A 19,134-nucleotide genomic window follows, 5' to 3' on the forward strand; every position below is an offset into this window, starting at 1 on the left:
CAAACCGGCCCGATCGCCATATCTCCTCTCCCTCAAGGCTTCGGAGAACCTGATGAACTGGATCACCAACTACGTCCGCCCCACGATCGGCTCCCTCTTCGCCCGCCGCGAAGTGCCGGAGAACCTGTGGACCAAATGCGACGTCTGCGGGACCATGCTCTTCCACCGCGAGCTCGATGCGGCCCAGAGGGTCTGCACGAACTGCGGCCACCACATGACGATCACGCCGCGCGCCCGGTTCGAGAAATTCTTCGACGGCGGCGCGTTCAGCGAGATCGAGGTGCCGGAGCCCATCGCCGACCCGCTGCATTTCCGCGACCAGAAGCGCTATCCCGACCGGATGAAGGACGCCCGCAAGAAGACGGGCGAGACCGAGGCGATGCTGGTGGCCGAAGGCGAGATCTTCGGCCTGCCCATCGTCGCCGCCGCGCAGGATTTCTCGTTCATGGGCGGCTCCATGGGCATGTATGTCGGCAATGCGATCATCGCCGCCGCCGAACGGGCAGTGAAGCTGAAGCGGCCGCTGGTGCTCTTCTCCGCCGCCGGCGGGGCGCGGATGCAGGAGGGGATCCTCAGCCTCATGCAGATGCCGCGCACCACGGTCGCGGTCGACATGCTGCAGGAGGCCGGGCTGCCCTATATCGTCGTGCTCACGCATCCGACGACCGGGGGCGTTACCGCCTCTTACGCCATGCTGGGCGATGTGCAGATCGCCGAGCCGGGAGCGCTCATCTGCTTCGCCGGCCCGCGGGTCATCGAACAGACGATCCGCGAAAAGCTGCCCGAGGGCTTCCAACGCGCCGAATACCTGCTCGATCACGGCATGCTCGACCGGGTGACGGAGCGCGGCAAGCTGAAGGAAGAGATCGCGGGGATCCTCTCGATGCTCACCGGGCAGGAGCTTGTCACCCCCGCCGAGCCGCCGAAGGACGAGCCGCTGCCGGCACCGCCGCCGGAAGTGCCGGCGCCGAATGCCCCGGCAGCCCAGGCGAAGCCGAAGAAATGAGCGAGACCCTGGCGCCCCGGGCCGCCAGCCAGGAGGCGTCGGACGCGCTTCTGGCGCGGATGATGCAGCTTCACCCCAAGGTCATCGACCTGACGCTGGAGCGGCTGGAGCGGCTGATGCCAGCCCTCGGCAACCCCGAGGCCGCGCTGCCGCCGATCGTCCATATCGCCGGCACCAACGGCAAGGGCTCCACCCAGGCGATGATCCGCGCCGGGCTCGAGGCGGCGGGCCGGCGCGTCCACGCCTATACGAGCCCGCATCTCGCCCGGTTTCACGAGCGCATCCGCCTCGCCGGCGAGATCATCTCGGAAGAGGCGCTGGCCGGCGTCCTCGCCGAGGCGGAGGCCGCCAATGCCGGCGCCAACATCACCTATTTCGAGATCACGACGGCGGCCGCCTATCTGGCCATGAGCCGGGTCCCTGCCGATTACGCCCTGATCGAGGTCGGGCTCGGCGGGCGCTGGGATGCGACCAACATCTTCGCGGCGCCGCGGCTAACCGTGATCACCCCCGTCTCCATCGACCACCAGCAATATCTCGGCGAGACGCTGGCCGAGATCGCCTCCGCCAAGGCAGGGATCATCAAGCGCGGCGTGCCCTGCGTGGTCGGCCCGCAGGAGGAAGCGGCGCTGGAGGTGATCGAGGCCGAGGCGGCGCGGCTCGGCGCCCCGCTTCTCGTTCACGGCCAGCACTGGCGCGCCTATGAAGAGCGCGGCCGCCTCGTCTTCGAGGATGAGCGCGGGCTTCTCGACCTGCCGCTGCCGAACCTGCCCGGGCCCCACCAGATCCAGAACGCCGGCGCCGCGCTGGCGGCGCTGCGCACCCTCGGCGAGGGCGACCCAGAGGCCGCCGTCACGCGCGCCGACTGGCCGGCGCGGATGCAGCGGCTGAAGCGCGGCCCCCTCGTCGATGCGGCGGGCGATTGCGAGCTCTGGCTCGACGGCGGGCACAACCCGGCGGGCGGGATCGCCGTCGCGGCGAGCCTAAAGGCGATGGACGGCCGGCCCGTGCATCTCGTCTGCGGGATGCTGAACACCAAGGACATCGCCGGCTACCTCCGCCCCCTCGCCGATGTGGCGGAGAGCCTGACCGCCGTCTCCATCCCCGGCGAGCCGAATACGCTGCCGGCGGAGGAAACAGCGGCGGCGGCCGCCGCCGTCGGCCTGCCCGCGACCACCGCCGAGACGGCCGCGGATGCCGTCGCCCGCATCGCCAATGCCTATCCCGGCGCGCGGATCCTCATCTGCGGCTCGCTCTACCTTGCGGGGCAGGTCCTGCGGGACAACGGCTGATGCCGGGCGCGGCGCGGAGATCGTTCGATTTCCGCGCAGGAGTTCCTCATGGCATTCTGCTCCTGGCCCTGGCCCTCGCCCCGGCCGCCCAGGCGGCGGACTTTCCCTTCTGCTGGCAGGGCGCCGGCGGTTACACGATGACCGGCCATATCGCCTTCCCCGATGCGGCCCTGTCGCGCCCCCTCGTGACCGAGGACGATGTCACGCATTTCGAGATCACCGGCTTTCTCGACGGCGAGAAGATTGGCCATTGGTCGCTCGCCGAGCGCACCGAGGCGACCACCTGGCATCTCAACTTCGACCCCACCGCCCGCCGCTTCCTCACCGGGGGCAGCTTTCCCGGCCCCGAGAGCCAGGGCTGGAACGCCGCGGGGGACGTCACCGATTGCGGGCCGGGCGGCTTCGGCTCCAACTCCGGCAACTGGGCGCAGGACCTCTGCGTGGACGGCAGCTGGATCTCCGACAGCTCGATCTCGCCCGAAGAGCCCTTCTTCGCCGCGACCGGCCCGGTCACCCCGGATTGCCGGCAGGCGCAACTGCTTGGAAAGGCAGCAAAAGCGCCCTGAGCCTGACCTTGGCGGCGATATTTTTAGTTAACAGACTGTTGAGCCCCTTTGACACGCGAATCGCGATTCGGTTATCAAGGGTCGACCCCCTTCGGGGGAGCGATTTACCAGGCAGGTGATCGGGGGAGGAGCCGCTGAACGGCTCCCCCTTGCCACGCCCGGACCCCCGCCGGATCAGCCCGGATCGCGCTCCAAAGCCCCCCAATCGTCGCTCTGCATCTCCACCAGTCTGCTCGCCGTGCGCTCGAATTCGAAGGCGCCCTCGCCTTCCATGTAGAGCATGTCGGGCGGCGCGGCGGCGGAGCAGATGAGCTGCACGCGCGCCTCGTAGAGCGCGTCGATCAGGGTCACGAAGCGCCGGGCCTGATTGAAGTTCTCCGACGACAGCCGGGGGATGTTCTCGAGGATCAGCACCCGCGCTGCCGCCGCCAGCGCCAGGTAATCCGCCGCGCCCAGCGCCTTGGAGCAAAGGTCGTGAAACCCCGCCCGGGCGATGCCGTTGTGAAAGGCAGGGATCTCCACGTCCCGCCCATGGACGCGCAGCACCTCGGGCCGCCCCTCGCCGCCGGTCAGATCCTGCCAGACCTTCTCGATGGCCGCCTGCGCCTCGGCATCCGCCGGGGTGAAGTAGCGCCGCGTGCCGGAGAGCCGCCCCTGCCGGTGATCTTTCGCGGAAGCGAGCTCGATCACCTCCAGCCGCTCCTTTAGGAGCTCGATGAAGGGCACGAAGCGCTGGCGCTGCAGCCCGTCCTTGTAGAGATCATCCGGCGGGCGGTTCGAGGTGGTGACGACCGTCACCCCCGCCTCGAAGAGCCGCTGGAAGAGCCGGCCGACGATCATCGCATCGGCGATGTCGGTGATCTGCATCTCGTCAAAGGCGAGAAGCCGCGTCCGCTCCGCCAGCTCGTCAGCAACGGGGCGGATGGCGTCGTCGACGCCCTCCTTGCGGGCGGCGTTCATCCGGCCGTGGACCCATTGCATGAAGGCGTGGAAATGCTGGCGCTCCACGGGCGCCACGCCATCCGCCTTCACCGCCTCGGCGAGAAGGTCCATCAGCATCGACTTGCCCCGCCCGACGCCGCCCCAGAGATAGAGCCCCCGCACCGGCTCCGGCGGCTTGCGAAAGAGGCCCTTCTTCACGGGGACGGAGAGCTCGGCGCGGATGCGCTCCAGCTCCGGCAAGAGAGCCTCCTGCGCCGGATCGGCGGTGAGCTTTCCGGCCTCGGTGCGGGCCGTGTAGGCTTCGGCGATATCCATGGGGCTTGGGTAATCGGGGCGCGGCGCAAAGGGAAGGCTTGCGGTATGCCATGGTGTGCGGGGGCTTGAACGCGCCGAGCCGCCGGGTGTGGCGCCGAGGCAGGCGGGCGCTTATCGAAGCCATCACGCTTTCGCGATTGACACCGCCCGCGCTCCGGCGCTTCGTCCGCCTATGAGCACGCGCGCGCCCCTGATCACCCCCGTCCTCATCGGCGGATGCCTGGTCATCATGACCGGCTTCGCCATCCGTGCCGCCTTCGGGGTCTTCCAGATCCCCATCGCGGAGGAATTCGGCTGGCCGCGCGCGGAATTCTCGCTCGCCATTGCGCTGCAGAACCTCTTCTGGGGCATCGGCCAGCCGATCTTCGGCGCGATGGCCGAGAAAATCGGCGACCGGAAGGCGATCATCGCCGGGGCGCTCCTCTATGCGGCGGGCCTCCTTCTTTCGGCGGGGACGACCTCGGCCACCGCGATGCAGCTCTACGAGATCCTCGTCGGCTTCGGCATCGCCGGCACCGGCTTCGGCGTCATCCTCGCCGTCGTCGGCCGCGCCGCGTCGGACGACAACCGCTCCATGGCGCTCGCCATCGCCACCGCCGCCGGCTCCGCCGGGCAGGTCATCGGCGCGCCGATCGCCGAGGGGCTCCTGAGCCTCATGTCCTGGCAGGCGGTCTTCGTGATCTTCGCCTGCGCGATCATCGCCGTCCTCGCCATCCTGCCGATCATGAAGGTCCAGCCCATGGCCTCGAAGGCCGAGCTGGAGGAGAGCCTCGGCCAGATCCTGAAGCGCGCCGCGAAGGATCCCTCCTACGGCATGATCTTCCTCGGCTTCTTCTCCTGCGGCTATCAGCTCGCCTTCATCACCGCGCATTTCCCGGCGCTGGTGACGGAATATTGCGGCCCGATCCGCACGGGCGGCGTGCTGGCGGGCCTCGGCATCGAGACGACGAGCGCGCTCGGCGCCATCGCCATCTCGCTCATCGGGCTCTTCAACATCGCCGGCACTCTGACCGCCGGCTGGCTCGGCAAGCGCTTCCCGCGCAAATACCTGCTCGCCGCGATCTACACCGGGCGGACCATCGCCGCCGCCGCCTTCATCCTTCTGCCGATCACGCCGCTCTCGGTGCTGGTCTTCTCGGCCGTCATGGGGGCGCTCTGGCTGGCGACGGTGCCGCTCACCTCCGGCCTCGTCGCGCATCTCTGGGGGCTGCGCTACATGGGCACGCTCTACGGGATCGTCTTCTTCTCGCACCAGCTCGGCGGCTTCCTCGGCGTCTGGCTCGGCGGGCGGATGTACGACATCTACGGCAATTACGATCTCGTCTGGTGGGTCGGCGTCGGGGTCGGCGCCTTCTCGGCGATCATCCACCTGCCGATCCGCGAGCGCCCGGCGGCGCCGCGCCCCGCCGCGGCCTGACGGAGGCGCTTGACGGGGCCGCAGGTTCGGGGCCACCTCGCCCCATGAACCCGCTTTACGACAGGCTCTTTGCCCCGCACGAGGGCCAGGCCACGCCCTTCCTGATGCTGCCCGACGGCAGCGAGATCACGCATCAGGCCTTCCTCGCCCGCGCCGCCCGCTTCGCGCGGGTGCTGACGGGGCTCGGCCTCTCCCCCGGCGACCGGGTGGCCGTGCAGGTGGAGAAGTGCCCCGACGCGCTGGCGCTCTATGCCGCCGCCGTGCAGGCCGGGCTGGTCTTCCTGCCGCTCAACACCGCCTATACGGCCGCGGAGCTCGGCTATTTCCTCGCCGATTCCGGCGCCGCCCTCCTCATCGCCGACCCCGACCGCGCCGGGCTGGCGGAGGTCGCCGGCGAGGCGCGCGCCCTCTTCGAGACGCTGGGGCCGGAGGCGACCGGCACCCTGCCGCCCCTCGCCGCCCTCGCGCCCGAAGGCTTCGCGGCCCTGCCCCGCAAGGGCGACGACCTCGCGGCGATCCTCTACACCTCCGGCACGACCGGGCGGGCGAAGGGGGCGATGCTCACCCAGAGAAACCTCCTCTCCAACGCCGAGACGCTGGTGGAGGCCTGGGAGGTCACGGGCGAGGACGTGCTGCTCCACGCCCTACCGATCTTCCACACCCACGGGCTCTTCGTCGCCACCAACACCATGCTGGCGGCGGGCGGGGCGATGATCTTCCTGCCGAAGTTCCGCACCGATCAGGTGCTCGAATCCCTGCCCCGCGCCACGATGATGATGGGCGTGCCCACCTTCTACACGCGGCTCCTGGCGGAGGAGCGCTTCACCATGGAGCGCGCCGCCCATATGCGGCTCTTCATCTCCGGCTCCGCGCCACTTCTCGCCGAGACGCACCGCGCCTTCACCGAGCGGACGGGCCAGGCGATCCTCGAGCGCTACGGGATGACCGAGCTCAACATGGCGACCTCCAACCCGCTCGCGGGCGAGCGCCGCCCCGGCACGGTCGGCCCGCCCCTGCCCGGCATCGAGGCGAAGGTCTGCAATGACGCGGGCGAGGAACTGCCCCGCGGCGAGATCGGCATGGTGGAGGTGCGCGGCCCGAATGTCTTCGCGGGCTATTGGGGCATGCCGGAGAAGACGGCGGAGGAGAAGCGCGCGAGCGGCTTCTTCATCACCGGCGATCTCGGCCAGATGAGCGAGGACGGCTATCTGACCATCGTCGGGCGGGGGAAAGACCTCATCATCTCCGGCGGGCTCAACATCTATCCGAAGGAGGTCGAGGAGCTGCTCGACGCCGCCCCCGGCATCCTCGAGAGCGCCGTCATCGGCCTCCCCCATCCCGACCTCGGCGAGGCGCCCTTCGCGGTGCTCGCGGGCCCGCCCGACCTCGATACCGAAGCCGTGGCGGCCACCCTCGACGGCCGCCTCGCCCGCTTCAAGCAGCCCCGCGGCTGGGCCGTGGTGGACGAGCTGCCCCGCAACACCATGGGCAAGGTCCAGAAAGCCGCGCTCCGCGCCGAGTTCAAGGACGCCTTCTCAACCTGACCCCCCAGTCTTTGCTCCAGAAAAATCCTCAGGGGGGTTCTCGGGGGGCGCGAGCGCCCCCCGAGGCAGGGGGACCGGGGGGCGGCAGCCCCCCGCACCGCCCCCCTCACGGCCCTTGCCAACCCGCCCCATCCCTTCTATATCCCTCCCAACAGCGGCGCGCCGGCCTCCACCCCCGGCGCCCACCGGACGATACCGACGGGCCGCTGGCCCGTTTTTTTATGCCCGAAGCTCCGGGAGCCCCCATGTCCGATCTCGTCGCCAAAGCCGCCATCGACCAGCGCATCGCCGCCATCATCCGCCCCGTGGTGGAGGATCTCGGATTCGAGCTCGTGCGCGTGCGCCTGCAGGGCGGCAAGAGCCAGACGCTGCAGATCATGGCGCAGAAGCCCGATGGCTCCATCGAGGTCGACGATTGCGCGCAGATCTCGCTGGCGGTCGGCACCGTTCTCGACGTCGAGGACCCGATTCTCGATGCCTATGCGCTCGAGGTCTCCTCGCCCGGCATCGACCGGCCCCTGACCCGGCTCAAGGATTTCGAGCAATGGGAAGGCTACGAGGCCAAGATCGAGACGCATGAGCTGATCGACGGCCAGAAGCGCTTCCGCGGCACGCTGGCCGGGGTCGAGGGCTCCGAGGTGCTGCTCGAGATCGAGCAGGGCACCATCGGGCTCCAGTTCGACTGGCTGGCCGATGCCAAGCTCATCCTCACCGACGAGCTCATTCGCGAGGTCCTGCGCGGCCGCAAGGATGCCGGCCTCATCGACGAGGCCCAGTATGACGAGGTCGAGACCGTGCTCGATTCAGACGATGCGCCCGAAGACGGGCAGAACCAGGAGTAGCCGCACATGGCCATCACATCCGCCAACCAGCTCGAGCTTCTGCAGACGGCCGAGGCCGTTGCCCGCGAGAAGATGATCGACCCCGGCCTCGTGGTCGAGGCGATGGAGGAGAGCCTCGCCCGTGCCGCCAAGTCGCGCTACGGCGCCGAGATGGACATCCGCGTCTCCATCGACCGGAAGACCGGCCGGGCGACCTTCACGCGCGTGCGCACGGTGGTCGAGGATGACCTCCTCGAGAATTACCAGGCCGAGATGACCGTCGAGCAGGCGAAGCAGTATCTCGCCGAGCCGAAGGTGGGCGACACCTATGTCGAGGAGGTCCCGCCGGTGGAGCTCGGCCGCATCGCCGCGCAGAGCGCCAAGCAGGTGATCCTGCAGAAGGTCCGCGAGGCGGAGCGCGACAAGCAATACGAGGAATTCAAGGACCGCGCCGGCACGATCATCAACGCCGTCGTCAAGCGCGAGGAATACGGCAACCTCATCGTCGATGTGGGCGCCGGCGAAGCGATCCTGCGCCGCAACGACAAGATCGGCCGCGAGAGCTACCGCCCCGGCGACCGGATCCGCTGCTACATCAAGGATGTGCGCCGCGAGGTCCGTGGCCCGCAGATCTTCCTCAGCCGCACCGCGCCCGAGTTCATGGCCGCGCTCTTCAAGATGGAAGTGCCCGAGATCTACGAGGGCATCATCGAGATCAAGGCTGTCGCCCGTGACCCGGGCAGCCGCGCCAAGATCGCCGTCATCTCCTACGACGGCTCGATCGACCCGGTCGGCGCCTGCGTCGGCATGCGGGGCTCCCGCGTGCAGGCCGTGGTGAACGAGCTGCAGGGCGAGAAGATCGACATCATCCCGTGGAACGAGGACGTGCCCACCTTCCTCGTCAACGCGCTGCAGCCCGCCGAGGTGACCAAGGTCGTGCTCGACGAGGATGCCGAGCGCATCGAGGTCGTCGTGCCGGAAGAGCAGCTCAGCCTCGCCATCGGCCGGCGCGGCCAGAACGTGCGTCTGGCGTCGCAGCTCACCGGGCTCGACATCGACATCATGACCGAAGAGGAAGAATCGAAGCGCCGGCAGGCCGAGTTCGAGGAGCGCACCAAGCTCTTCATGGACACGCTCGACCTCGACGAGTTCTTCGCCCAGCTCCTCGTCGCCGAGGGCTTCACCAATCTCGAGGAGGTGGCTTACGTCGACCTCGACGAGCTGCTGGTGATCGACGGCGTCGACGAGGGCACGGCCGAGGAGCTGCAGGCCCGCGCCCGCGACCACCTTGACGCGCTCAACAAGGCCGCGCTCGACCGCGCCCGCGAGCTCGGCGCCGAGGAAAGCCTCATCGCCTTCCCGGGGCTCTCCCCCCAGATGATCGAGGCGCTGGCGAAGGACGACGTGAAGACGCTCGAAGACTTCGCGACCTGTGCCGACTGGGAGCTGGCCGGCGGCTGGACGACGGTCAACGGCGAGCGCGTGAAGGATGACGGCATCCTTGAGCCCTTCGACGTCAGCCTCGACGAGGCGCAGAACCTCGTCATGACCGCCCGCGTGGCGCTCGGCTGGGTCGACCCCGAAGAGCTGGCCCGCGCCGAGGCCGAGGCGGCCGAAGGCGAGGCTGCCGAGGGCGCCGAAGAGGCGGAGGCCTGAGAGCAGACATGAGTCGCGGCGGACAGTCGAAGACAAGGGACGAGCCCGAGCGGCGGTGCATCGTCACGGGCGAGACGGGGCCGAAAAGCGGCCTCGTCCGCTTCGTGGCCTCGCCCGAGGGCGTGATCGTGCCCGACATCCTCGGCCGCCTCCCCGGCCGCGGCATCTGGGTCACCGCCGAGCGCGCCGTGATCGAGAAGGCGAAGGCCGGCCAGTTCGCCCGCGGGGCGAAGGGGCCGGTCACTATTCCGGACGGATTGGCCGATGAAGTCGAACGGCAGCTTGCCAGACGCGTCTGCGAGCTTATATCTCTCGCCCGGAAGGCAGGCCTTGCGGTCTGCGGATTCGAGAAGGTGAAGGCCGCGCTGGAAAAGGGCGGCACCCGCGTTCTCCTTCAGGCGTCCGACGGGTCCGAGCGCGGCAAGACCAAGCTCTGGACCCCGACGGGCGCCCGTTATTTTGGCTGCCTGAGCGCGTCTGAATTGGGTTTGGCATTCGGGCGTCAATCTGTGATACATGGCGCGCTCGCATCTGGCGCGCTCAGCGACCGTGTTGTAGAGGAAGCCGCGAAACTCCGCGGCATGCGAGAGATCTCGGCGGCGCCGGTCGCTGCCGGAAAGGATAAAGAAGTTTGATGAGCGATACCGACGGCAAGAAGCCTCTTGGGCTGCGTGGTTCTGGCTCCCGGCCGGGCAATGTGAAGCAGAGCTTCAGCCATGGCCGCACGAAGAACGTCGTGGTGGAGACCAAGCGCAAGCGCGTGGTCGTTCCCAAGGCCAGCACCGGCTCCGGTGCAGGCGGCGGCGCAGCTGTGAGCGGCGACCCCAAGAAGCGCCCGGCGGGCATTTCCGAGGCCGAGCTTGAGCGCCGCATGAAGGCGCTCGCGATGGCCCGCGCCCGCGAGGCCGACGAGGCCGAGAAGCGCGCGACCGAGGAAAAGGAGCGCGCCGAAGAGCGCGACCGCCGCCGCGCCGAGGCCGAGGCCAAGGAGCGCGAGGAGAAAGAGCGCGAGGAGGCCCTGAAAGCCCGCGCCGAGGAAGAAGAGCGCCAGAAGCGCGAGGCCGAAGAGGCCAAGCGTGCCGGTGCCCGCAAGAAAGACGCGCCCGCCGCCACGGCGACCGCCGCGCCCTCCGCCTCGCCCGCCGATGCCCAGGCGGCCGCCCAGCAGGCCGAAGCCGGCCGTGCCGGCGGCCCGCGCAAGGCCGACCGCGACAACCGCGACAACCGCAGCGGCGACAAGACCGCCGGCCGGCCGAAGCCCGGCCGTGACGAAGACACGCGCCGCACCGGCCGCCTGACGCTGAACCAGGCGCTCGGCGAAGGCGGTGGCCGCCAGCGCAGCATGGCCGCCATGAAGCGCAAGCAGGAGCGTGCCCGCCAGAAGGCGATGGGCGGCTCGGTCGAGCGCGAGAAGGTCGTGCGCACGGTGCAGGTGCCCGAGGCGATCACGGTGCACGAACTGGCCAACCGCATGTCCGAACGCGTCGGCGATGTCGTCAAGGCGCTGATGAACAACGGCATGATGGTCACGCAGAACCAGTCGATCGACGCCGACACCGCCGAGCTCGTGGTCGAGGAATTCGGTCACAAGATCCAGCGTGTCTCGGATGCCGACGTCGAGCAGGTCATCGATTCGATCGAGGACAAGCCCGAGGATCTGGTCAACCGCGCCCCGATCATCACGATCATGGGCCACGTAGACCACGGCAAGACCTCGCTCCTCGACGCGATCCGCAAGGCGAATGTCACGGCCGGTGAGGCCGGCGGCATCACCCAGCATATCGGGGCCTATCAGGTCGCGGCGCCGAACGGCGACCTCCTGACCTTCCTCGACACGCCCGGCCACGCCGCCTTCACCTCCATGCGGGCCCGTGGCGCGCAGGTGACGGATATCGTCGTGCTCGTCGTGGCCGCCGATGACGCGGTCATGCCGCAGACGGTCGAGGCCATCAATCACGCCAAAGCGGCGAAGGTCCCGATGATCGTGGCGATCAACAAGATCGACAAGCCCGAGGCCAATGCCGAAAAGGTGCGCACCGCGCTTCTGATGCACGAAGTCGTCGTCGAGAAGATGTCGGGCGATGTCCAGGATGTCGAAGTCTCCGCCGTCACCGGCAAGGGTCTCGACGACCTGCTGGAATCGATCGCGCTGCAGGCCGAGGTTCTCGAGCTCAAGGCCAACCCGAAGCGGTCGGCCATGGGCGCGGTGATCGAGGCGCAGCTCGACGTCGGGCGCGGCCCGGTGGCGACGGTGCTCATCCAGAACGGCACGCTCAAGACCGGCGATATCTTCGTCGTCGGCGAGAAGTGGGGCAAGGTCCGCGCGCTGATCAACGATCAGGGCGAGCGGGTGAAGGAAGCCGGGCCGTCGGTGCCGGTCGAGGTGCTCGGCCTCAACGGCACGCCCGAGGCCGGTGACGTCCTGAACGTCGTCGAGACCGAGGCGCAGGCCCGCGAGATCGCCGAATACCGCGAGAACGTCGCCAAGGAGAAGCGCGCCGCCGTCGGCGCCGCGACGACCCTCGAGCAGCTCATGCAGAAGGCGAAGGACGACAAGGACGTCGCCGAGCTGCCGGTGCTGGTGAAGGCCGATGTGCAGGGCTCTGCCGAGGCCATCGTCCAGGCGCTGGAGAAGGTCGGCAACGACGAGGTGCGCGTACGCGTGCTCCATTCCGGCGTCGGTGCCATCACCGAATCGGACATCGGCCTCGCCGAAGCCTCCGGCATGCCGGTGATCGGCTTCAACGTCCGCGCCAATGCCCCGGCCCGCCAGGCGGCCAACCAGAAGGGCGTCGAGATCCGGTACTACTCGGTGATCTACGACCTGGTGGACGACGTGAAGGCGGCGGCCTCCGGCCTGCTCTCCGACGAGGTGCGCGAGCGCTTCATCGGCTATGCGGAGATCAAGGAGGTCTTCAAGGTCTCCAACGTCGGCAAGGTTGCCGGCTGTCTGGTCACCGAAGGCGTTGCCCGGCGCTCTGCCGGCGTCCGTCTGCTGCGCGACAACGTGGTGATCCACGAGGGCACGCTGAAGACGCTGAAGCGCTTCAAGGACGAGGTGTCCGAGGTGCAGTCCGGCCAGGAATGCGGCATGGCCTTCGAGAATTACGAAGACATCCGCGCCGGCGACGTCATCGAGATCTTCGAAAGAGAGACCGTCGAACGGTCGCTCTGACGATCAGAGACCAAGAGGGCGGCCTTCGGGCCGCCCTTTTTCGTCTGGGGGGACTGATGCGGACACCCTGGCATCTCTGGCCCGTCGGCCTCGCCTTCCTTGCCCTCTCCGCCCTCGGCGTCTGGGATCAGGCGATGCTGCTGGGCGCCGATACAGCCTATATGGACAGCCTGGGGCTGGGCCCGGCGGAGCGGGCCTATTACGCCGGCTATCCGCTCGCCACGGCGCTGCTCTGGGGGTTTGCCATCTGGGCGGCCGTGGCGGCGGCGCTGCTGCTTCTGGCGCGGCGGCGCCTGGCCTGGCCCGCCAGCCTCGTGGCGCTGGCGGCACAGGGGGCGCTGCTGGCGGTGACTTTCCTGGTGATGGACCGGGGGGCGATCTTCGGGCTCGGCTCCGCGCTCTTCGATGTCGGCCTGCTCGTCATGGTCGCGGTCTTCGCGGCCTATGTGCGGCTCGTCCGCCCCGTGCTGCGCTAGCACTGCCGCAGCGCAGCAAACCGGGGCCCGGACATGCGAAGAGGCGCCGCGGGTGCGACGCCTCTTTGCCCGGTGCGGCCGGGGTCAGTGCTCGGCGTTGCTCGCCTTGGCGAGAACGGGACGCCCGGCATAGAACTGGTCGTTCACCCGGACCACGGCCTTGCCGTCGGCCAGTTGCTTCACCAGCAGGCCCTGGACGGACACGCAGCTACCAATCGTGATTGTCGTCAGCATTTTTCTCTCTCCCGCCCCCAAACACGGTTTGCATAGAAATGCACATTTCGGCCGTATTTGCGATAGATTTTTGACAGATATGAAAAAAATCTGGGCCGAGTGCCTACAGCCAGTCCCGCAGGATCGGGATCAGCGGCAGATCGGCGGGAGGCATGGGAAAACCGCTCAACTCCCGCGCAAACGCCCATTTGAGCACCTGACCTTCACGCGGGCGCGGCACGCCCTGCCAGCGACGACACGCGTAAAGTGGCATCAAAAGATGAAAATCCGGATAAGCGTGCGAGGCGAAGGCGAGCGGCGCCAGGCACGAATCCCAGGTCTCGATGCCGAGTTCCTCGTGGAGTTCGCGAATCAGCGCGGCCTCCGGCGTCTCGCCCTCCTCGACCTTGCCGCCGGGAAATTCCCAGAGCCCGGCCATCGATTTGCCCTCCGGCCGCTGGGCCAGCAGCACCCGGCCGTCGCTGTCGATCAGCGCGACGGCGGAGACGAGCACGGTCTTCACCACAGGAGGTCGATCTCCGGAGAGGCGAAAGCCCCGCGCTTTCCGCCGCCAGCCCCGCCGCAGCGCAGCATCATGACCGGTAATCCGCGTTGATCTCGATGTAGCGCTTGGTGAGGTCGCAGGTCCAAACGGTGGCCGCGCCCTGCCCCAGGCCGAGGTCGGCGCCGATCACCAGCTCCTGCCCCTTCATGTAGCTGGCCCCCTGCTCCTCGCGGTACTCCGGCGAGACCCAGCCCTTCTCGGCGACGAGTATGTCACCGAAGGAGATGGAGAGGAGGTCGCGGTCGGCCTTGGCGCCCGACTTGCCGACGGCCATGACGATGCGGCCCCAGTTGGGGTCCTCCCCCGCCACCGCCGTCTTGACCAGAGGCGAATTGGCGATGGCGAGCGCCACCTTGCGGGCGTCGGCCTCGTCCGCCGCGCCCGTCACGCGGACCTCGACGAACTTCGTCGCCCCCTCGCCGTCGCGCACGACCTGCTTGGCGAGGTCGAGCATGACCGCCTCCAGCGCCTCCGCGAAGGCCTCCGAGCCCGCCACATCCACGCCCGACGCGCCGGTCGCGGCGCAGAGGAGCGTGTCGGAGGTGGAGGTGTCGCTGTCGACGGTGATGCAGTTGAACGTGCGGTCGGTGAGGCGCCCGAGCAGCGCCTGCAGCTCCGGCTGGGCGATCTTCGCATCGGTGAAGATATAGACCAGCATCGTCGCCATATCGGGCGCGATCATGCCGGAGCCCTTGGCGATGCCGGCGATCCTCACCGGCTTGCCACCGATCTCGACCTCGGCGGAGGCGCCCTTCGGGAAGGTGTCCGTCGTCATGATCGCCCGCGCGGCGGCCTCGAGCGCGCCTGCATCCAGGGCCTCGTTCAGCTCGCCGAGCTTGGCGGCGATGCGCTCATGCGGGAGCTTCTCGCCGATGACCCCGGTCGAGGCGGTGAAGACCCGCGCCGCCGGAATGCCCGTCGCCGCCTCGACGGCGGCGGTCAGCGCCTCCACCGCTTCGACACCGGCGCGGCCGGTGAAGGCGTTGGAATTGCCGGAATTGACGAGGAAGGCGGCGCGGCCCGCCGCCTCCCCCCCGGTCTTCGCCTGGCAGTCGAGCACCGGCGCCGAGCGGGTGGCGGAGCGGGTGTAGACCCCCGCCACCGCCGTGCCCTCGGCAAGCTCGGCCAGCATCACATCCGTCCGCCCCTTGTAGCGCACCCCCGCCTGGGCCGCCGCGAGGCGGACCCCGGCGATGGCCGGCAGGGCGGGAAAGGCGGCGGGCGCCAGCGGCGAGACCGGCCCTGCCATCACTCCTCCAGGAGCGTGAGGTCGTTCAGGACCTCGGCCGGATAGGTGCCCGGCTCCGGCTGGTCGACCTCGGCGCCTTCGGTCAGCTCGGTGAGGTAGGTGTTGATCGCCTCCTCCTGAAGCTGCGCCTCGATATCGCCCGCGACCTCTTCGAAGGCCGGCGGCTCCTGCTCGCGCGTCTCGTTGAGGAGAATGACGTGCCAGCCGAATTGCGACTCGACCGGGCCGGAGACCTCGCCGACCTCCAGCGTCTCGACGGCGGCCTGGAAGGGCTCGACCATCATTCCGGCGCCGAACCAGCCGAGGCCGCCGCCATTGGCGCCCGAGCCCGGATCCTCGCTCAGCTCCTGCGCGAGCGCGGCGAATTCCTCGCCGGCCTCGAGCCGGGCGATGACATCGGCAGCGTCCTCCTGCGTCGGCACGAGGATATGGCTGGCGTTGTATTCGAGCGCCCCGCCGGCTTCGGAGAAGGCCTCGTCATAGGCGGCGCGGATCGCCTCTTCGCTGACGGCATCCTCGAGGAAGGCGGTGAGCGCCTCGCCGGCCATCAGGCTGCGGCGCTGGTTCTCGAGCGCGATGGTCACGCGGGCGGGCTCGTCCGTCATCGTGGCGGCGAGCGCCTGCTGCTGGATGAGCTGGGTGAGCACGCCGTCGAAGAGCACGTCGGCCGGCAGCGACTGGTATTGCTGCGGAAGCTGGCTCTTGGCGATGATCATCTGGCCGAGCGTGATCTCGACGCCGTCGACCGTCGCGATGACGGTCTCGGCGGTCAGATCGCCGGCGGTTTCAATCTCTGCCGTGGTCTCTTCCGTCGTCTCTGCCGTCGCTTCAGGCTCGTCCTGGGCGATGGCCGGAGCGGCAAGGCCGAGGCCCAGAATCAGGCCGGCGAGCGCCGTGGATTGCTTCAACATAAGGTGTTCCTTCCCTGGCCGGGCTGGCCCCGGCGTTGACACTTCAGGGGCCGCCCCTTACATCGCCCGAAGGCCGGGGAAGCCGCGATTGCGGCCTGTTTATGCCGCCCCCCGGAGGGCGGCAACCAACCTCCTCGAAAGTTGAGACAGCAGGGATCAGGATATGCTGGGCATTTCTTCGCTGGCCAAGAAGGTCTTCGGTACACCCAACGACCGCCGGGTGAAGGCGACCCTGCCGCTGGTGGAGAAGATCAACGCGCTCGAGCCGGAGTTCGAGAAGCTCACCGACGACGGCCTGAAGGACAAGACCGCCGCGCTCGCCGAGCGGGCGAAGGCCGGCGAGAGCCTCGATGCGCTTCTGCCCGAGGCCTTCGCCAATTGCCGCGAGGCGGCGCGCCGGGCGCTCGGCCTCCGCGCCTTCGACACGCAGCTTCTTGGCGGCATCTTCCTGCATCAGGGCAATATCGCCGAGATGAAGACCGGCGAGGGCAAGACGCTGGTCGCCACCTTCCCGGCCTATCTGAACGCGCTGACCGGCAAGGGCGTGCATATCGTCACGGTCAACGACTACCTCGCCAAGCGCGACGCCGAGTGGATGGGCAAGGTCTATGCCCAGCTCGGCATGACCACGGGCGTCGTCTATCCGCAGCAGCCGCAGGCCGAGAAGCGCGAGGCCTACAAGGCCGACGTGACCTATGCCACGAACAACGAGCTCGGCTTCGACTACCTCCGCGACAACATGAAGGCCCAGCTTTCCGAGATGATGCAGCGCGGGCATAACTTCGCCATCGTCGACGAGGTCGATTCGATCCTCATCGACGAGGCGCGCACGCCGCTCATCATCTCCGGCCCCGCGCAGGACCGCTCGCAGCTCTACAAGGAGGTGGATGCCTTCATCCCCCGCCTCAGCGACGAGCATTACGAGCTCGACGAGAAGGCGCGGAACGTCACCTTCACCGACGAGGGCAACGAGGCGCTGGAAGAAATGCTGCTGGCCGAGGGGCTGCTGCCGGAGGGGCAGAGCCTCTATGACCCGCAGAGCACCACGCTCGTCCACCACGTCAACCAGGCGATCAAGGCGCACCGGCTCTTCATGCGCGACCAGCACTATATCGTGCGGGACGGCCAGGTGGTGCTGATCGACGAATTCACCGGCCGGATGATGGCGGGGCGCCGCCTCTCCGACGGGCTGCATCAGGCGATCGAGGCGAAGGAAGGCGTGGCCATCCAGCCGGAGAACACGACGCTCGCCTCCGTCACCTTCCAGAACTACTTCCGCCTCTACAACAAGCTCGCCGGCATGACCGGCACCGCCGCCACCGAGGCGGAGGAGTTCATGGAGATCTACCGGCTCGGCGTCGTCGAGGTGCCGACCAACCGGCCCGTCGCCCGCGCCGACGAGCACGATCAGGTCTACCGCACCGCCCGCGAGAAGTTCGAGGGCATCGTCGACGAGATCAAGGTCGCCCATGCCAAGGGCCAGCCGATCCTCGTCGGCACGACCTCCATCGAGAAATCCGACATGCTCTCGCAGCTCCTGCAGAAGGAAGGCGTGCCGCACAACGTGCTCAACGCCCGCGAGCACGAGCGCGAGGCGCATATCATCGCCGAGGCCGGCAAGCCGAACGCGGTGACCATCGCCACCAACATGGCCGGCCGCGGCACCGACATCCAGCTCGGCGGCAACACCGACATGAAGGTCATGCAGGCGCTGGAGGCCGATCCCGAGGCCGACCCCGAGGCGATCCGCGCCGCCGCCGAGGCGGAAACGCGGGCCGACAAGGAAACCGTGCTGGCCGCCGGCGGGCTCTTCGTTCTCGGCACCGAGCGGCACGAGAGCCGCCGGATCGACAACCAGCTCCGCGGCCGTTCCGGCCGGCAGGGCGACCCGGGGCGCTCGGTCTTCTTCCTCTCGCTCGAAGACGACCTGATGCGAATCTTCAACTCCGCCAATCTCGACAACATGCTCGGCAAGCTCGGCATGAAGGAGGGCGAGGCCATCGTGCACCCCTGGGTGAACAAGAGCCTCGAGCGGGCGCAGGCGAAGGTCGAGGCCCGCAACTTCGACATCCGCAAGCAGCTCCTCAAGTTCGACGACGTGATGAACGACCAGCGCAAGGCCATCTTCGGCCAGCGGCTAGAGATCATGGAGGCGGAGGACGTCGCCGAGATCACCCGCGACATGCGCCATCAGGTGATCGAGGATCTCGTCGCCACCGCCATGCCGCCCCGCGCCTATGCCGACCAGTGGAAGACCGAGGAGCTGCAGGAGCAGGTGAAGACCATCCTCGGGCTCGACCTGCCGGTGGTCGAGAAGGCCGCCGAGGAGGGGATCGACGACGTCGAGATCCGCGAATGGCTGGAGACGGAGAGCGACAAGCTCATCGCCGAGAAGGAGGCCGCCTTCGGCGAGGAGACCTTCCGCGACCTCCGCAAACAGGTGCTGCTGCAGACCATCGACGCCAAGTGGCGCGACCACCTGCTACAGCTCGAGCACCTGCGCGCCGTCGTCGGCTTCCGCGGCTATGCGCAGCGCGATCCGCTCAACGAATACAAGACCGAGGGCTTCCAGCTCTTCGGGGCGCTCCTTGAGTCGCTCCGCGCCGAGGTCACGCAGAAGCTCTGCGCCGTCCGCCCGATGACGGAGGACGAGCAGAAGGCGATGCTGGCCCAGGTGATGGAACAGCGCCGCCGCCTTGCCGCCGCCGGCGGGGCGCAGACGCCGACCACCCCGGGCGCCGCCGCGGCGGCCGCCCCGGCGATGGCGGGCGCCGCGGCCGGCGCTGGCGCCGCGGCTGCCGGCGAGGCCCGCCCGGGCTTCGACCCCGACGACCGCGCCACCTGGGGCGACCCGGGGCGGAACGACCCCTGCCCCTGCGGATCCGGGCAGAAGTTCAAGCACTGCCACGGAAAATTCTGACGCCTAGCGCCGCCTTGAATCTGGCGGGCGGCCCCGGCGCCGCCCGATTCCGGCCCTAAAGACTCC

At 68.7% G+C, this 19,134-nt stretch carries 16 protein-coding genes; 11 read left to right on the forward strand and 5 right to left on the reverse strand.

Annotation, left to right across the window (positions count from 1 at the left end; genetic code table 11):
* Window positions 1–52 precede the first annotated feature (52 nt).
* From accD to ACAZ03_RS15010, 3 genes are all read left to right on the forward strand, one after another.
* Complete coding sequence (gene accD / locus ACAZ03_RS15000) at window positions 53–1,006, forward strand: acetyl-CoA carboxylase, carboxyltransferase subunit beta (protein ID WP_373354856.1); 954 nt, start codon at window positions 53–55, stop codon at window positions 1,004–1,006.
* Window positions 1,003–2,298, forward strand: coding sequence for a folylpolyglutamate synthase/dihydrofolate synthase family protein (locus ACAZ03_RS15005; RefSeq protein ID WP_373354857.1), 1,296 nt, complete (start codon window positions 1,003–1,005; stop codon window positions 2,296–2,298). Before accD ends, ACAZ03_RS15005 begins: the two co-directional genes overlap by 4 nt.
* 137 nt (window positions 2,299–2,435) lie before the next feature.
* Complete coding sequence (locus ACAZ03_RS15010) at window positions 2,436–2,864, forward strand: hypothetical protein (protein ID WP_373354858.1); 429 nt, start codon at window positions 2,436–2,438, stop codon at window positions 2,862–2,864.
* 174 nt (window positions 2,865–3,038) lie between these two features.
* Here the strand turns inward: ACAZ03_RS15010 and zapE are convergent, their stop codons facing one another.
* Entirely contained in the window at window positions 3,039–4,121 is a 1,083-nt protein-coding gene (zapE, locus tag ACAZ03_RS15015; protein ID WP_373354860.1) for a cell division protein ZapE, read from the reverse strand.
* A gap of 172 nt (window positions 4,122–4,293) precedes the next feature.
* Here zapE and ACAZ03_RS15020 point away from each other — a divergent pair, with 172 nt between their 5' ends.
* From ACAZ03_RS15020 to ACAZ03_RS15050, 7 genes are all read left to right on the forward strand, one after another.
* Window positions 4,294–5,538 carry an MFS transporter gene (locus tag ACAZ03_RS15020; protein ID WP_373354861.1) on the forward strand — a complete coding sequence of 415 codons (1,245 nt, stop codon included), beginning with the start codon at window positions 4,294–4,296 and terminating at the stop codon, window positions 5,536–5,538.
* Window positions 5,539–5,582: 44 nt separating this feature from the next.
* The gene (locus ACAZ03_RS15025) at window positions 5,583–7,082 is read left to right on the forward strand and encodes an AMP-binding protein (RefSeq protein WP_373354863.1); all 1,500 of its coding nucleotides are present in this window, start codon (window positions 5,583–5,585) and stop codon (window positions 7,080–7,082) included.
* Between the two features lie 245 nt (window positions 7,083–7,327).
* Complete coding sequence (gene rimP / locus ACAZ03_RS15030) at window positions 7,328–7,924, forward strand: ribosome maturation factor RimP (RefSeq protein WP_373354865.1); 597 nt, start codon at window positions 7,328–7,330, stop codon at window positions 7,922–7,924.
* Between the two features lie 6 nt (window positions 7,925–7,930).
* On the forward strand, window positions 7,931–9,559 hold the full coding sequence (gene nusA / locus ACAZ03_RS15035; protein WP_373354866.1) for a transcription termination factor NusA: 1,629 nt from the start codon (window positions 7,931–7,933) through the stop codon (window positions 9,557–9,559).
* Window positions 9,560–9,567: 8 nt separating this feature from the next.
* On the forward strand, window positions 9,568–10,194 hold the full coding sequence (locus ACAZ03_RS15040) for an RNA-binding protein (protein ID WP_373354868.1): 627 nt from the start codon (window positions 9,568–9,570) through the stop codon (window positions 10,192–10,194).
* On the forward strand, window positions 10,194–12,734 hold the full coding sequence (gene infB / locus ACAZ03_RS15045) for a translation initiation factor IF-2 (protein ID WP_373354869.1): 2,541 nt from the start codon (window positions 10,194–10,196) through the stop codon (window positions 12,732–12,734). Before ACAZ03_RS15040 ends, infB begins: the two co-directional genes overlap by 1 nt.
* Window positions 12,735–12,790: 56 nt before the next feature.
* Window positions 12,791–13,210, forward strand: coding sequence for a hypothetical protein (locus tag ACAZ03_RS15050; protein ID WP_373354871.1), 420 nt, complete (start codon window positions 12,791–12,793; stop codon window positions 13,208–13,210).
* An 84-nt stretch (window positions 13,211–13,294) separates the two neighbouring features.
* Here the strand turns inward: ACAZ03_RS15050 and ACAZ03_RS15055 are convergent, their stop codons facing one another.
* From ACAZ03_RS15055 to ACAZ03_RS15070, 4 genes are all read right to left on the reverse strand, one after another.
* A complete protein-coding gene (locus tag ACAZ03_RS15055; RefSeq protein WP_373354873.1) occupies window positions 13,295–13,444 on the reverse strand; it encodes a hypothetical protein in 150 nt (49 codons plus the stop codon).
* 103 nt (window positions 13,445–13,547) lie between these two features.
* On the reverse strand, window positions 13,548–13,946 hold the full coding sequence (locus ACAZ03_RS15060) for a (deoxy)nucleoside triphosphate pyrophosphohydrolase (RefSeq protein ID WP_373354874.1): 399 nt from the start codon (window positions 13,944–13,946) through the stop codon (window positions 13,548–13,550).
* 70 nt (window positions 13,947–14,016) lie between these two features.
* Window positions 14,017–15,237, reverse strand: a complete 1,221-nt coding sequence (argJ, locus tag ACAZ03_RS15065; protein WP_373354876.1) for a bifunctional glutamate N-acetyltransferase/amino-acid acetyltransferase ArgJ — start codon at window positions 15,235–15,237, stop codon at window positions 14,017–14,019.
* On the reverse strand, window positions 15,237–16,148 hold the full coding sequence (locus ACAZ03_RS15070) for a peptidylprolyl isomerase (protein WP_373354878.1): 912 nt from the start codon (window positions 16,146–16,148) through the stop codon (window positions 15,237–15,239). The genes argJ and ACAZ03_RS15070 overlap by 1 nt, the downstream gene beginning before the upstream one ends.
* Window positions 16,149–16,311: 163 nt before the next feature.
* Between ACAZ03_RS15070 and secA the strand changes: the two genes are divergently transcribed.
* Complete coding sequence (gene secA / locus ACAZ03_RS15075) at window positions 16,312–19,068, forward strand: preprotein translocase subunit SecA (RefSeq protein ID WP_373354881.1); 2,757 nt, start codon at window positions 16,312–16,314, stop codon at window positions 19,066–19,068.
* Window positions 19,069–19,134: the final 66 nt, after the last annotated feature.

Source organism: Pseudoroseicyclus sp. CXY001, assembly GCF_041714655.1.
Lineage (GTDB): Bacteria > Pseudomonadota > Alphaproteobacteria > Rhodobacterales > Rhodobacteraceae > Pseudoroseicyclus_A.